This window comes from Achromobacter sp. Root83 (assembly GCF_001428845.1).
GTDB lineage: Bacteria > Pseudomonadota > Gammaproteobacteria > Burkholderiales > Burkholderiaceae_B > Achromobacter.
In genome coordinates this window covers 91,288-106,096 of record NZ_LMIU01000004.1, presented here as the reverse complement: position 1 = coordinate 106,096, position 14,809 = coordinate 91,288, and the positions used below count along the sequence as shown (strand labels likewise).

Sequence of the window (14,809 nt, the reverse complement as noted above, 5' to 3'; positions counted from 1 at the left end):
GGCGGGGTATTCACTCCGCTTCGCGCGCCACTTGCAGCAACGCCTGCTCGAAGGTTTCGACCGGCTGCGCCCCTGACAGCAGATATTGACTGTTGATGATGATGGACGGCACCGACGAGATCCCCGCGGCTTGCCATTTCTGCTCTTCCGCGCGTACCTCATCGGCAAAGCGGCCGGATGCCAGCACTTCACGCGCGGCCTCGGCATCGAGGCCTGCCTGCGCCACGGCCTGCAGCAGCACGTCGGCCTGGCTGGTGTCGAGGTTGTCGTGATGGTAGGTCTTCAGCAGCGCGCGCTTGAGCGCGATCTGCGCATCTTGTCCTTGCTCGCCGGCCCAATGCAGCAGGCGGTGTGCATCGAAGGTGTTGTACGACTTGTCGGCCTCGGTCATGCGCATGGGCATGCCGACGGCGGCGGCCCGTTCGCTGATGACGGCACGGTTGGCGGTGATCTGCTCGCGGCTGTAGCCATACTTCTTCTCAAGCCGTTCCAGCGTGTTCTGGCCGCCGGCAGGCATGTCTGGATTCAGCTCGAAGGGCCGCATGCGCAGTTCGACCGATACCGAATCCTTGACACGGTCAATGGCGGCCAGCAGGTTGCCCAGGCCGACCGCGCACCAGGGGCAGGCGACGTCGGACACGAAGTCGAGGATGATCTTGCCGGGGGTGGCTTGGCTCATGGCGGGGGGTTCCGATAGGGGGGGGTGCACCATCATCGCGCAAATTCCGGCGAGAGGCGAACGGCCGCTTGCAGGACGGACGATTCGGGCCTGCCACCCGAGGATGGCAGGCCTGATATCAGGCGGGGTGGCGGCCAGTCGTGGCGCGCCGCGCGGTCACGGGCCGGGTTTCGCGTGCGTGAGCGATATGTGCCTGCGCCACCGGGCGGGGAGCTCCATCTTCCGCAAGGCGGAACACGCTGACCAGCTGCACCAGTGTCGCGGCCTGCTCGTTGAGGCTGTGGGCGGCGGCGGCCGACTCTTCGACCAGCGCGGCGTTCTGCTGCGTGGTCTGGTCGAGCTGGTTGATGGCGTCGCCAACTTGCGAGATGCCTTGTCCCTGCTCGTGTGCCGCGGCGCCGATTTCGGCGATCAGGTCGGCAACGCGACGCACCTGCGTCACGATGTCGTTCATGGTGCCGCCCGCCTCGCCGACCAGGTTGGAACCCGCTTCGACGTTGCCGACGCTGTCGCTGATCAGTTGCTTGATTTCCTTGGCGGCGCTGGCGCTGCGCTGGGCGAGGGCGCGCACTTCGCTCGCCACGACGGCAAAGCCGCGGCCTTGTTCGCCCGCGCGGGCCGCTTCGACAGCCGCGTTCAGGGCGAGGATGTTGGTCTGGAAGGCGATGGAGTCGATGACGGCGATGATGTCGACGATCTTGCGCGAGCTGGCGGAGATGGCGTCCATCGTGTTGACCACATTGCCGACGACTTCGCCGCCGCGCGCGGCGGCTTCACGGGCGGATCCGGCCAGCGAAGCCGCCATCTGCACGGATTCGAGGTTCTGCTTCACCGCCGCGTTCATCTCTTCCATCGAGGCGGCGGTCTCTTCGACGTTGGCGGCCTGTTCTTCGGTGCGCTGGCTGAGGTCGGCGTTGCCGGAGGAGATCTGGGTGGCGCCCGTGGCGATCGACTCGCTCGACTGGCGCACCTGGCTCACCAGCTTCGCGAGGTTGGCGCGCATGGCGTCCATGTTGGCCAGCACGCTGGTCTCGTCGCCATCGCGGCGCTGCACGCGCACGGCCAGATTGCCCTTGGCGACTTCCTGGGCGATCCGGGCGGCGTATGCCGGCTCGCCGCCCAGGCGGCGCATGACGGAACGCACGAGGACAAGGCCAAGGACGATGCCGATCAGGGCGCACAGCACGATAAGCGCGGTAAGCGTCCAGAAGGTGCGTTCCACGGCCGCGGCGGCGTCTTCGGTGTCGAGCCGGGCCAGTTCTTCCTGGCGCTTGGCGGCGTCCATCAGGATGTTGCGCGCCGCGACATGCAGCTCGGCCGAGTCCTTGTGCAGCACGGCCATCGCGGTGGGGTCGTTGCGATCGGCCAGGCTCTTCACGTTGTTCACGGCCGCCTTGTAGCGGGTCCAGGTGTCGGCCAGTTTGCCGCCCAGTTCGCGCAGCGCGGGATCCTGCTCTTGCTGCAGACGGTCACGTGCCTGCAGCACCGATTTCTCGGAATCTTCGTTCAGGCGCAGTTCGTTCTGGCGGCCTTGAGGATCGGTATTCCAGATATAGACGTACATGCGCCTGAAGTGCGTGGCGCCTTGCCGCGCGGCGTCTACGACGACGCGCAACGGCATCACGGTTTCCGTGTACATGGCGCGCTGTTTCTGGCTGATGCTCCAGAGCTGCTGCATGGCAATGACGCCAACGGCGAGCAGCGTCACGATGAAGAAGAGCACCAGCGCGATCAGGCTGCTCCGGAGAGAGAGATTTCTGAGTTTGGACATGTTGGGCACGCGACGGGGCGCGGAATGCACCCGCTACCCGTGCACTACAGCACATCATGCGGCGGTGCAATATGGCGAACTACGGGGGAAAAATCCGAGTCGATCCCCACGGGTGGGCTGCTGTTCCAATATGCGGGACGGCCCGGGTGCCGTCACGTCGAAACGCTGGTTCACCGCTTTCACCGGCACGGCTGTGGATCCGCACCGTCGGCGCGTGCGAACCCGGCCGTCAGCGCAAGGCAGGCAAAGCCGATCACGGCGTGATTGGCCGTCAACCGGTCCATGAGCAGGCCGAAGCCCGAGGCTCCCGCGGCCTGGCCAACAGCCAGCGCCAGAAACGCGATCATCACGCCGGTGGCGGGCCGACAGGGTAGTGCCGACACCCCCCACAGCAGATAGATACCCGTAAGCACGATGTAGGAGGCGCCGAATAGCGCGCCGCCGCATAGCGTCAGGGCTGTCGAGGTGCCGTCGGCCCCGATCAGCAGTATGCCTGCTGCCATCCCCGCAAGAAATACCCGGTGCACCGCGTCGATTCCGAATCGCGCGATCAAATGGCCGGCGCCCGCCCCCGCGATGCCGGCCGAGCCGATGGCGATCCAGAGCAGCCCGGCGCCGGTGCCGCTCCAGTCGAGTCGAAGTGCGACAAGTTGCCCGCCAAAGGACCAGACAGCGGTGCTGGCCGCGCCGGTCAGAAAAGCCGCCGAGGCCAAGCGCCGAAGGGCGCCGTCGATCGGCGGCATGCCACGCGTGCCAGTTGCCGTTCCGGGTGTGTTTCGCGGCAGGGCCAACGCCACGGCGTATGCCAGGCCGACCGCGGCGGCGGCAAACCCCGCGAAGGCGAGGCGCCATTGACCGCCCATCAGCAGCGCCACGGGGCCAGACAATGCCACGCCCGCCCCGGTGCCCGCGTTGATGATCGTGTTGGTCGCGTTCTGCCGGTCTGGCCTGACCGCCGCGGCCACCGCCGCCGCCAAGGGCGGCGAGGCCAGCCCCGTGCTTGATCCGGCCAGCATCACCGCGCCCGCTAGCCAGGGGGCCGAGGGCGCGGCCGCGATACCCGCCATGCCCGCCGCCGCGATCAGCGCGGCGGCGATGGCCACGTGGCGGGCGCCGATGCGTTCGGTCAGCCAGGCCGATAGCGTGACCGCGACGCAGTAAGTCAAGAATGCCCCGCCCGAAACCAGCCCGCTCAGGGTCGGCGACAAGGAAATTTCCGCATCGATCGCGGGCAGAAACAGTCCGAAGGCGAAGCGGGCAAAGCCGTAGCAGACGGCGATCAGCGCGAAACCCGTGGCGCCCAGATACAGACTCGGGTTCATGACCGAGCCCGCGCGATGGCCGGGCCGAGCGCTCGCGTCACAGGGTGTCCAGCGAGACGATCCGGCCGCCTTCCGCCTGCAAGCGCAAGAGATACGAGCCGTGATCGACAACCTGGTACGGGAAATACAAGCCCGCCGGGGTGGGAGCATTGCCGTCCAGCCCGGCCAGCCGCTCAAGAATCATGCTGACGCCCAGCGCGGTCAGGTGGGCCGCGCCGCGCGGGTGGAACACCGCGTGGCGTGTGCGCAGCGCAAGACCGTCATGGCCCTTGCCTGCCAGTTCGATGAGGATCTCGGTGGACTTGGGTTCGCCACGGCGCCGTGACGAACTGATTCCGGTGGCGATGTTGAACTGCACGTTGGGTGCACCGGTTGCAGCCGCCAAGCCGGCCACATCGATGGACGAGAAGCCAGCTGCTTGCATCGTGGCGCCATCGATCGCACGGAATTCGGTTTTTGCGTCGTCCTTGCCGCGCCAGACATAGCGGCCATCTTGCCGCGTCAGCGCGGCCGGCATCATCCGGTTCAGCCGTTCGAAGTCTTCGGCTACGGCGGGGCCGCCGCCGTCCTGCTCATCGACAAGCGCGCCGATCTTGATGTCGTGGATTTGCGCAAAGGCTTGCGCGCAGGCGAAGGTGGCGATGGTCGTGGCGCCCACGAGCCACTCATAGCCCAGCACGATTGCCGCGGCGCTGGGCGCATGCATGTAGGCCGCGACTTCGGGGGCGATTTCGAAGACGCCCGAAGAAATGCCCAGGTGCGCCGCGCCGCGGCGTTGCGCGTAGCGCAAACCGGCCAGTCGGTCGTCAGCGTAAAAGACCGCCACAGCCGCGACCGGACGGTCACCCAGGCCAAGATCGTCCACGCGAGGGTCTATCACCACCCCTTCGGCATTCCCCAGATCGTCAGCCGCTTCAGCGCTTTTGGCGGCATTGCGCCCGCCGATCAGCAACGGCACATCGGGGTGCGCGGCGCGCAGTGCCCGGGCGCTCAGGCGGCCGATGGCGCCGGTGCCGCCCATTAATAAAATTGGAGTCGACGTCAATTCAAGGTACCTCCGCACGTGGGTCCGGGCGCGGGCGGTTCCGCCTTATCGCGCGTGAAAGGGATGACCAGGCGCATCGTCAACCATACCGATTTCGGCGACCGGGTCATCCTCCCGCACGGTCAGTCTGCCGCGGCGGGGACCGGCGTGTTCAGCAACTGCTGTTCCCACAGGTAGGCGATGCCGCTGCCCGCGGCATGCTGAACGAGTATGTCGGTCAGCGCCGGGGCGGTGTCGGTGCGCGCCCAGTCCCGTTGCCACTCGGCGGCCACCGCCAGCCACGTCATCAGATTCACGCCGGCGGCCGCCATGCGCTGGAGGGCGACTTCGTGCGCTTCGACCGAAACGCCACCCGACGCGTCGGTGATGACCGTCACATCCCACCCTTCGCCCGCGGCCTGGATCGCCGGCATCGCGACGCAGATTTCGGTCCACAGACCGGCGATGACCAACTGCTTGCGGCCCGTGGCCTTGGCCGCGTCGACCACCTTTTTGTCTTCCCAGGTATTGATGAGCGTGCGGTCAATGACTTCCTGGCCGGGGAACACATCGGTGATCTGGGAAAAGATGCGGCCGCCTCGGGCAGCGATCACGCTCGTCAGGATCGTGGGTACGCCAAAGACCTTTGCGGCCTTCGCCAACGCCGTCGAATTGTTGACCACCGCATGCGGATCGTGGCTGTTCAGGTTGGTCAGTTGGTAAGGCTGGTGGTCGATCAGAACGAGTACCGAATCTTCAGGACGGAGAAGCGAATCGAGGCCGTTGCGAAAAGTCATTGGTGATTCCTGGTTGGCTTGGTTTGCGGAAATTGCATTGCGAGTCGCGTTGCAAATTGCTTCCCGGAAGGCGTGCGCTTGTGGCGACGCTATCCGGATCCGCCATTATGTTTTCGTCAATCTGGATGCGGTAGTTCCGTTCCGAGGCGAACTGTGTCGCGCGATCAGGAACACCATCGTCTCGCCCGGCACGCCGATTCGGCGCTTGCGGCGGTAGTGCTATCCTGGGGCGAACCGCGACGCGGAAAGGGGAGCAACGCCAAATTGGATCTCGAAGAACTTCAAACATTCGTCGAAGTTGCCGATGCGGGCGGCGTGTCGCCCGCCGCGCTCAGACTGGGGGTGTCCAAGTCGATCGTCAGCCGCCGGTTGCTGCGGCTGGAAAAGGAACTGGGCGTGCAGTTGCTTGCACGCACCACACGCGGGGCAGCGCTTACCGAAGCCGGGGCGATTTTCCGGGACCATGCGGCCAGAGCCAGCGCCGAGATCGACATGGCCCGGGAAACGATCGTGCCCGCCGGTGATCTGCGGGGCCGCTTGCGTGTTGCCGTGCCGGTGTCGTTCGGCCTGACGCATTTCGCGCCGGTGGTCGCGGAATTGGCGCGGCGCCACCCCAAGCTTCAGGTCCAGACCTGCTATAGCGATCGCTTTGTCGATCTCATCGCAGAGGGTTATGACTGTGCGATACGGGTGGGCTATCTGCAGGACTCCAACCTGATCGCACGGCGCGTAGGCCCCATCCACGGCAAGCTGCTCGCCAGCCCGGGCTACATCCAGGCGCATGGGGCGCCCGAAGCGCCCGAGCAACTTGTCGCGCATGAGGCACTCATGCAGGGCACCGAGACCTGGCAGTTCATGGATGGCGACAAGATCATCGCGGTTCGTCCGCAAGGGCGCTTCAAGGCCGACAACGGCGCGGCCTTGGTCGCCGCCGCGACGGCCGGACTGGGGATCGCTTATCTGCCCGATTGCCTCACCCACGACCATGTAGCCGCAGGCGCCCTCGTGCCCATCATGACCCGCTATCCCCCACCGCCGGCCGGAGCCTACGTTATCCGCCCGCCCGGCCAGCATCCCGCACGGAAGATACGGGTGCTGACGGAGCTATTGATCGAGCATTTTGGGCAATCGCCGCATTTCGCGGGGGCCGGCGCGGGGTGACGGCGGCTTGAGCGCCGGGCAAACCTGTGCGGTCAGACGGGCACGCCCTTCGCCCGCAGAATCGAATCAAACCGCTCCGGGTCGGACGTTCCCGAACGGTTCTCCTCGCGTATCCTGGCCTCTTTCTCCAGATGGCGGCGGGTCCGCTCCAGGATGTCCCTGGCCTGGATGGCTGGAACGGCTATCACGCCGTCTGCATCGCCGACGATTACGTCGCCCGGCGCGACCTGCAAACCCGCGCAAGCGATCGGAATATTGATTTCTCCGGGGCCATCCTTGGTCGGGCCGCGATGGGTGTGGCCCCTGGCAAAGAGGGGCATGCCGTCCGCGGCCCACTCGACCACATCGCGGACCGCGCCGTCGATGACGAGTCCGGCCAGACCGCGCGCGACGCAGGTGGTGCGCATCAGCCCGCCCACCAGCGCCTGGGTGAGATCGCCGCCGCCGTCGATGACGAGCACGTCGCCAGGCCGCACCATGGTGAGCGCCTTGTGGATCATCAGGTTGTCACCCGGCCGGACACGTACGGTAAAGGCAGTGCCGCAGAGCACGGTGGTCAGGTCATCGTGATACTGGCGCAATCCGATCGCGCCAATGTGCCGGCTCATCGCGTCGCCGATCGCGGCGACCGGCAGCGAGCGAAAGGCGTCGATGGTTTCGGCGTCCGCGCCCTGCTGGCGCGGGTTGATGCAATAACCCGCGGGCCACGGGATGGCGGGGGAGGGAGCGTTCATGGTCGGTGGGTTCCTGGCGTGTAAGGGGCGGATTTTCAGAGTTGAATGTCCGCCTGTTTGACGAGATCGCCCCACTTGGCGCGGTCCGCCTTCAGGAATGCCGCGAACTCCTCCGGCGTGCTTCCCACCGCTTCGATGCCGTCACGCTGGAAGCGATCGCGGATCTCGGGGTCGGCCAGGGCCTGCGCGGTGGCCTTCTGCAGCGTTTTGACCGCCTCGGGAGGAATGCCGGGGCCCGCGCACAGTCCGGTCCAGGGCGTGGGATTGAAATCCTTCAAGCCGGATTCGCTGGTCGTGGGAAGGTTCGGCAGGCCGGCCAGGCGGTGATCGTTCGCCACGGCCAGGGCCTTCAGGGCACCGGACTGGATGTAGGGCAGCGAGCTGACTGCCTGATCGAACATCAGCGACACGCGCCCGCTGTTGAGGTCAACCATGGCTTGGCCCGCGCCCTTGTAGGGCACGTGAACGATGTCGATCTTGGCCAGGGCGCGAAGCATCTCGCCCGCAAGGTGCGCGGTGGTGCCGTTGCCGGAGGAGGCGAAGTTGACCTTGCCGGGATTCGCGCGCGCATAGGTCAAGAATTCGCCGACCGTCGAGACGGGCAGATCCTTGCTTACCAGCATCAGATAGGGCGTATTGCCAATCTGCGTGATCGGCGTGATCGTCTCGACGTCGAAGGGCATGCGCAGCGGCAGAAAGGGCTGGATGGAAAGCGTGCCCGTCGTGCACATGAATACCGTGTGCCCGTCGACGGCCTTGATGGCCGCGTCCGCGGCGATGTTGCCCGCGGCGCCGGGACGATTCTCGACGACGACCGACTGCTTCAATGCCGCTTCCAGCTTGGGAGCCAGCAGCCGGGCGATGATGTCGTTGGATCCGCCGGGCGCGAAACCGACGATCAGGCGCACGGGCTTGCTCGGATAGTCGGCGGCCTGTGCGAGCGGCGCGCAGGCGATCAACGCGGCCGACAGGGCCGTCGCAAGAATGGGCTTCAAGAAATATTGTTGTTGCATGGTTTTCCCCTTGATTTGTGTGAGTGCGGCAGGTCAGGCCAATTGAGCTCGAGCCCGCGCGATACGGCGGCAACCTTCTTCCAGTACGGCATCGCTGGCGGCAAAGGAAATGCGGAAATGGCTATCCACGCCGTAGGCCGACCCTTGTAGCACCGCCAGATTCTGTGCGTTCAACAGATGCAGCACCCATTGCTCGCTGGTTTGCAGCCGGCTGCCGTCCGGCAATGCCGAACCGAACAGGTCCGAACACTTCGGGAAGACGTAAAACGCGCCCTCCGGGCTGGCGCACTGTATTCCATCGATCGCGTTCAGCGCATGGACGATACGGTCGCGCCGCGCCTGGAAGCGCTGGCGGCTCTGCGACACGAAGTCCTGCGGGCCTGTCAGTGCGGCCAATGCCGCCGCCTGGCTCACCGAACTGGGATTGGAGGTGCTTTGCGATTGCAGCTTGGTCATCGCTTTGATCAACGCCGCCGGCGCGCCGGCATAGCCGATACGCCATCCTGTCATGGCATAGGCCTTGGATACGCCGTTCAGCGTCAGGGTGCGGTCCTTCAGCGCCGGCGCCACTTGTGCCAGGGTGTAGAACTTCCGGTCGTCATAAAGCAGGTGTTCGTAGATGTCGTCCGTCAAGATCCAGACTTGCGGATGCCTGAGCAAGACCTCGGCCAATGCTTGCAGGTCGGCTTTTGTGAAATTGGCGCCGCTGGGGTTGTTCGGGCCATTCAGAATCAACCAGCGGGTCCTGGGCGTGATCGCACGCTCAAGTTCTTCGGCCTGCAGGCGGAATCCGTTCGCCGCGAGCGTATTGACGATCACGGGCGTGCCGTTGGCCAGCAAGGTGATGTCGGGATAGGAAACCCAATACGGCGCGGGCACGATCACCTCATCGCCGGTGTCGACGGTGGCCATGATGGCATTGAAAATGATCTGCTTGGCGCCGGTGCTGACGATGATTTCATCAAGCCCATAGTCGAGTTCGTTTTCGTTCGCGAACTTTGCCCGGATGGCTTCCCGCAGCGGGGCCGTTCCGCCGACATCGGTATAGCGGGTATGGCCTTCGTTCATGGCGCGATAGGCCGCCTCGCGGATGTGCTCGGGCGTATCGAAATCCGGCTCGCCAGACGTGAGGCTGACGATGTCCCGGCCCTGCGCGCGCAGCATGCGGGCGTGCTGGCCGGCCATCGAGCTGGGAGAAGGCTTGATACGCTGAAGTCGTGCAGCGGTCTGCATTGGCGATCCTGAAGGCTATTGAACAGTGGGCCAATTATGGATACGATCAGTTTCCGGCGGGTAGCGAGTTATCGGCATACCTGGCCATTCCATACTGGCATGGGCTTGCAGAACGTTGCGGGCCGCGCCGTCCGTCGCAATGAATCCAACCTTCAAACAACTAGAGGCGTTCTACTACAGCGCCACGCTAGGCAGCTTGAGCTCCGCCGCCACGGCGTTGCACGCGACGCAATCCGCGATCTCCAAACGCGTGAGTGACCTGGAAGCCGAATTGGGCCGGCGCCTGCTCCATCGTGGTGCGGCCGGCATCGCACTGACCCCCGACGGCGAGCGGCTGTTGCCCTTGGCCGAAGAGGCGCTGCGCCTGCGTCTGCGCATGGCGGAAGGGGTTGGCGGCGCGGTGCGCCTCGAAGGCAGAGTCCGTATCGGCGTCACCGAACTGACCGCGCTTAGCTGGCTGGGGATGCTGATCAGCACCCTGGCCAAGGAGAGCCCCGGGCTGACGTTGGAGCCCAGTGTGGCGCCGGGCCTGCAACTGATAGACCAACTGCGCCAGCACGAGTTGGATCTGGCGATCGTGCCGGGAAATTACTGGGGCGACGAGTTCCGGCTGCTGCGGGTCGGCGTGGTCGAGAACGTCTGGATGGCCAGTCCCTCGGCCGGCGTGCCGGAAGGCCCCCTGAAACCGGCGGATTTCGCGCAGTACCCCTTTCTTGAACAATCGCATGATTCCAGCAAGAGTCTGTTCTATCGGCCGTGGCTGGAAGAGCATGGGTTCCGCTTCAACCGGGTGTTCGCGAGCAACAGCCTGGCGGTGCTTGGGGAATTGACCGTGGACGGCTTCGGCATCAGCCAGCTATGCCCCGCGTATTTCCGTCCCGAACTCGACGCGGGCCTGCTGAAGATCATCCGTAGCGATCCCATGCCTCCGCCCATGATCTACAACGCGGTCTTTCACCAGGGCACGCTGGATGCGCGCAACGAGCACATCGCTCGGCGGGCCGCCGAACTCTGTGATTTTTCGCGCCGCCGCAACCATCCTGTCGGCGGCGTGGTTCGTTGATCCGCCGTCGGCGCGCCGTTCAGATCGCGGGGCTGCGTCTTGCCGGCCGGCAGCCCATTCGTTGCAGGCGCCTAGGGGAACGACAGCAGCCCCTGGTCGTGGCCGCACACCTGTTCCACCAGGTCCACCCGGTCGGGCGCCATCTGTTTGACCAGGCGCACGAACAGGCTCGCAAACTCGCGCGCCTGTTCCGATGGCGCGTAAGAGCTGGGCAGTAGAAAGCCATACGGAATGCTGAGCCGCGGCTCGAAATCGCGCAGCACGATACCTGGCACGTTGGCCGCCAGGATGGGATCGGCCAGCGCGACACCCACCCCAAGCGCCGCGAGTTGGCAGGCGGACTGACCTGACGATGTCTCCATGACGATGCGCAGCGGCAACCGCTGTTTGGCCATCAGGTCGTCGATGCGCTGGCGCAGCAGCGTGAAGGGGCGTAGCGCTATGAACGGTTCGTCCTTGATGTCGTCGGCGGTGACGACATTCTTGGCCGCCAGGCGGTGGCCTTCCGGCATGGCGATCACCAGCCGCACATCGGCAAACGTGCGCGAGCGGATTCCGGGAAAGTCGATGGGCAGGGCGGCGACGCCCAGGTCGAATTGCTGGCCGGACATCCACAGCCCCACGTCGACCCGGGACCGGACTTCCAGCGAGACCCGCATTTGCGGATGGCTGCGCGCGAATTCGGCGATGGCGGCGGGGGTGACGCTGTAGGCAAAATACGGTTGGGTCAGGATGCGCAGCCATGCATCTTGCTGGTTGCGGATGGAATCAGCGATGCGCGAAACCTCTTCAAACCCTGCCAGAATATGGCGCGTGCCTTCGTAGAAACGCAGGCATTCCTGCGTGGGTATCAACCCGCGCCCCTGGCGCAGGAACAGGGAAAACCCGACCTCTTCCTCCAGCGCCGAAATCAACCGGCTGATCTGGGGTTGCGTGCGGTGGATACGCCGCGAGGCTTCGGTGACGCTGCCGGTTTCCATCACGGCGCGCAGGGCTTGCAGGCGGTTCAGACGCATAGGGAGAAACCCGAGCAGTGGAGGGGAGTGTGGAGGCAGGCAAAACCGATGCCGGGGGCCGCCCCATAGGGCGGGAAGGCAAGGCGGGCGTCATCCATTACAAAAGCGCATGAATCGATACTCCAAACGAAATTGACGCATGGATTCCCGGAATCTTAGGATCATCCCACGTTCAATGAAAGAGGCGCGGCGTGAATATCCTAGAAAACGCGGTATCCGTGGGTGGACCCGCGGCACTGTTTCCCGATGACCGCAATGGCATCGAACATCTGGATTGGAGCAACATCGGGCAGGCGTTCCCGATCAAGCAGCGGCGGGCGTACCTGAACAACGCCTCGATCGGCGCGCTGAGTCAGCCGGTCGTGGCGGCCGTCAACCGGTTCATGGAGGACGTGCGCGACAACGGGCGCAACGCCTATCCGGAATGGTGCCGTTATGCGGAAGAAACCATCAAGGCGCGCATCGGCCGGCTGATCGGCGCGCATCGTGACGAGATCGCCTACGTCAAGAACACCACCGAAGGGTTGGTCAACGTCGCCAATGGCTTTCCGTGGCGCGATGGGGACAACCTGATCCTGCCGGATATCGAGTACCCGTCCAACGTCTATTGCTGGATGAAGCTGGCGGCGCGCGGCGTTACGATCCGCTGGGTGAAGAACCGCAATGGCCGCATCCTGGTCGACGACATCCGCCGATTGATGGACGACCGCACCCGGCTTGTATCGCTGAGCGCGGTGCAGTTTTCCAACGGATTCCGGCAAGACCTGGAAGCCACCTCCAACCTGTGCCACGAACGCGGCGTGTACCTGAACCTGGACGCCATCCAGTGGGCCGGTTCGCTGGAACTGGATGTCGAAAAGCTGGGCATCCACTTCCTGTCGGTGGGTGGGCACAAATGGATGCTGGCGCCCATCGGGACAGGGTTTTTCTACTGCCGCAAGAGCGTGCTGGGACTGCTGGACCCGCCCAGCGTGGGTTATCACAGCGTGGACAGCACGGAAGACCACATGCACTACATGCTGGAATACCGGCCCACCGCCGCCCGCTTTGAAGAGGCGCTGGCCAACTTCACCGGTATCTGGGGCTTGGACGCGGCCGTGCGTATCCAGCTGGCGCTGACGCCGGCCCGCATCGAATCCCATATCCTGACGCTGACTGACTACGCCTGCGAGGCCTTGTTGCGCAAGGGGTATCAGATCGTCAGCTCGCGGAACCCGGGCGAGGCCTCCGGTAACTTGTCGTTCAAGCATTCTGGACACGACGCCCAGGAACTGTCGCAGCGCTTGCGTGACGCGGGCGTGGACCTGGCGGTGCGCGGTGGCAATCTGCGTATTTCGCCGACCTATTACAACGATTCCGATGAAATCGACCGTCTGATCGAAGCGCTGCCGTCCTGAGGGCTGCGCGCTTCTAACGGGCCGATCAACATGCAAGGGGAAAACATGACGATGCAACACACATGGCGCCGCCTGGCGCTGGGATTGGGCGCCTGCGCGCTGGCGGCGTTTGCGTCGGGGGCCCAGTCCGCCGACACGCCGAAGAAGGGTGGCACCTTGCGTTATGGCACGGTGTCCGAAATCGTGTCGCTGGACCCGCACGTGTATGGCGGCAGCGCGTGGAAGGTATTGATCGAATCGCTCTATAGTCCGCTGGCGGGCTATGACAAGACCGGGGCGGTGGTGCCGCGTCTGGCCCAACGATGGGAACAGCCGGATGCCCGCAGCATCGTGTTCCACCTGCGTCCGGACGTGAAGTTCCAGGACGGCACGCCGGTCACGGCGGACGACGTCAAGTTCTCGCTGGACCGTATCCTGGACCCGGCGACCGGCGCCACGCTGCGATCCAACCTGTTGGGCGCCACGGTGACGGTCATCGACCCGACAACGGTCAAAGTGGAAAAGCCATCGCCCGACGCCACGCTGCTGGGGGTGCTGGCCCTGCCTGAAGCCGCCATCGTGTCGCGCAAATGGGTGCAGGGCGGCGCCAATCTGAAGCTGAGCGCCAATGGCACGGGCCCCTTCCAGTTGAAGAGCTACGAGCCGGCGGTGCGCGCCAGTCTGGCGCGTAATCCCAGCTACTTCATCGCGGGCCAGCCGTATCTGGACGCGGTGGATTTCCGCATGATCAAGAGCGACGACGCTCGCGTGAATGCGCTGCGCAGCCAGTCCTTGGACATGATCGACTTCGTGCCGTGGAAGGACATCGACGTGCTGCGCCGCAATGCCGGCATGAAGATCGACATGGCGGGCGGCGCATTCATGAGCGTCTGGTTCAACACCAGCAAAAAGCCCTTTGACGATGTGCGCGTGCGCCGCGCCGTGTCGTACGCCATCGACCGCGAGGCCGTCTCGAAGGCCGCTTTCTTTGGACATGGCCAGCCCATTTATGGCGCGCCCACGCCGCCAGATTCGCCGTACTACAACAAGGCGCTGGACGGCACCTTCAAGCGCGACGTGAAGCAGGCCCGCGCCTTGCTGGCCGAGGCGGGTTACGCGAACGGCATCGACGCATCGATGGTGGTGTTTCAGGGCCTGGGCATCTACACGACGATGGCGCAAGTGGTGCAGGCCAACCTGAAGGAAGCCGGCATCAACCTGAAACTCGAACCGGTGGAATGGGCAACGCTGGTGGAACGCAAGAACCGCGGCGACTACGAGTCCATGATCTACGGGGTGTCGGTCAAGCTGCCGGACCCCGATGCCTATGCCTATTACCTGGGCGGCGATTCCAGCTACTGGGCCAAGCCGATCGGCTATCGCGATCCCGAACTGGAAAAGCTGCTGGCCGACGGGCGTGCATTGACGGATCCCAAGGCGCGCCAGCCCATCTACGCGCAGGCGGAGAAGCGCATCCTGGACACCAGCCCCTGGGTGTTCGTGAATTGGCGCGAACAGGCGCAGGGGTATCTGCGCAAGGTGCACGGGTACACGCAGTTGGGCGGGGCGCTTAGCGAGAGCAGCCCGGGCATATCGCTGCCCACCATGTGGCTGAACTGA

General features: G+C 64.9%; 13 protein-coding genes. 4 read left to right on the top strand and 9 right to left on the bottom strand.

The genetic code is table 11. The annotated features are described in order from the left end of the window. Positions 1 to 10: 10 nt before the first annotated feature. From ASE30_RS07500 to ASE30_RS07480, 5 genes are all read right to left on the bottom strand, one after another. On the bottom strand, positions 11 to 679 hold the full coding sequence (locus ASE30_RS07500; RefSeq protein ID WP_057283677.1) for a DsbA family oxidoreductase: 669 nt from the start codon (positions 677 to 679) through the stop codon (positions 11 to 13). A gap of 118 nt (positions 680 to 797) precedes the next feature. Then, a complete protein-coding gene (locus tag ASE30_RS07495) occupies positions 798 to 2,450 on the bottom strand; it encodes a methyl-accepting chemotaxis protein (protein ID WP_082601488.1) in 1,653 nt (550 codons plus the stop codon). Between the two features lie 179 nt (positions 2,451 to 2,629). Beyond that, positions 2,630 to 3,772, bottom strand: coding sequence for an MFS transporter (locus ASE30_RS07490; RefSeq protein ID WP_057283676.1), 1,143 nt, complete (start codon positions 3,770 to 3,772; stop codon positions 2,630 to 2,632). A gap of 37 nt (positions 3,773 to 3,809) precedes the next feature. Then, on the bottom strand, positions 3,810 to 4,817 hold the full coding sequence (locus ASE30_RS07485; RefSeq protein ID WP_057283675.1) for a hypothetical protein: 1,008 nt from the start codon (positions 4,815 to 4,817) through the stop codon (positions 3,810 to 3,812). 122 nt (positions 4,818 to 4,939) lie between these two features. Further along, positions 4,940 to 5,593 carry a hydrolase gene (locus ASE30_RS07480; RefSeq protein WP_057283674.1) on the bottom strand — a complete coding sequence of 218 codons (654 nt, stop codon included), beginning with the start codon at positions 5,591 to 5,593 and terminating at the stop codon, positions 4,940 to 4,942. 264 nt (positions 5,594 to 5,857) lie between these two features. Between ASE30_RS07480 and ASE30_RS07475 the strand changes: the two genes are divergently transcribed. Beyond that, on the top strand, positions 5,858 to 6,754 hold the full coding sequence (locus ASE30_RS07475) for a LysR family transcriptional regulator (RefSeq protein WP_057283673.1): 897 nt from the start codon (positions 5,858 to 5,860) through the stop codon (positions 6,752 to 6,754). Between the two features lie 32 nt (positions 6,755 to 6,786). On the opposite strand, the gene ASE30_RS07470 is transcribed toward ASE30_RS07475, so the two are convergent. The 3 genes from ASE30_RS07470 to ASE30_RS07460 are packed head-to-tail and all read right to left on the bottom strand — an operon-like array spanning position 6,787 to position 9,734. Beyond that, positions 6,787 to 7,488 carry an RraA family protein gene (locus ASE30_RS07470; RefSeq protein WP_057283672.1) on the bottom strand — a complete coding sequence of 234 codons (702 nt, stop codon included), beginning with the start codon at positions 7,486 to 7,488 and terminating at the stop codon, positions 6,787 to 6,789. A 35-nt stretch (positions 7,489 to 7,523) separates the two neighbouring features. Next, positions 7,524 to 8,501, bottom strand: coding sequence for a tripartite tricarboxylate transporter substrate binding protein (locus ASE30_RS07465; protein ID WP_057283671.1), 978 nt, complete (start codon positions 8,499 to 8,501; stop codon positions 7,524 to 7,526). A 33-nt stretch (positions 8,502 to 8,534) separates the two neighbouring features. Then, on the bottom strand, positions 8,535 to 9,734 hold the full coding sequence (locus tag ASE30_RS07460) for a pyridoxal phosphate-dependent aminotransferase (RefSeq protein WP_057283670.1): 1,200 nt from the start codon (positions 9,732 to 9,734) through the stop codon (positions 8,535 to 8,537). A gap of 139 nt (positions 9,735 to 9,873) precedes the next feature. Between ASE30_RS07460 and ASE30_RS07455 the strand changes: the two genes are divergently transcribed. After that, positions 9,874 to 10,797, top strand: a complete 924-nt coding sequence (locus ASE30_RS07455; protein ID WP_057283669.1) for a LysR family transcriptional regulator — start codon at positions 9,874 to 9,876, stop codon at positions 10,795 to 10,797. Positions 10,798 to 10,868: 71 nt separating this feature from the next. On the opposite strand, the gene ASE30_RS07450 is transcribed toward ASE30_RS07455, so the two are convergent. Then, positions 10,869 to 11,813 carry a LysR family transcriptional regulator gene (locus ASE30_RS07450; protein ID WP_057283668.1) on the bottom strand — a complete coding sequence of 315 codons (945 nt, stop codon included), beginning with the start codon at positions 11,811 to 11,813 and terminating at the stop codon, positions 10,869 to 10,871. Between the two features lie 191 nt (positions 11,814 to 12,004). Here ASE30_RS07450 and ASE30_RS07445 point away from each other — a divergent pair, with 191 nt between their 5' ends. Together ASE30_RS07445 and ASE30_RS07440 are read left to right on the top strand one after the other, a co-directional pair. Further along, positions 12,005 to 13,210, top strand: a complete 1,206-nt coding sequence (locus ASE30_RS07445; protein WP_057283667.1) for an aminotransferase class V-fold PLP-dependent enzyme — start codon at positions 12,005 to 12,007, stop codon at positions 13,208 to 13,210. Between the two features lie 45 nt (positions 13,211 to 13,255). Beyond that, entirely contained in the window at positions 13,256 to 14,809 is a 1,554-nt protein-coding gene (locus tag ASE30_RS07440; protein WP_057283666.1) for an ABC transporter substrate-binding protein, read from the top strand.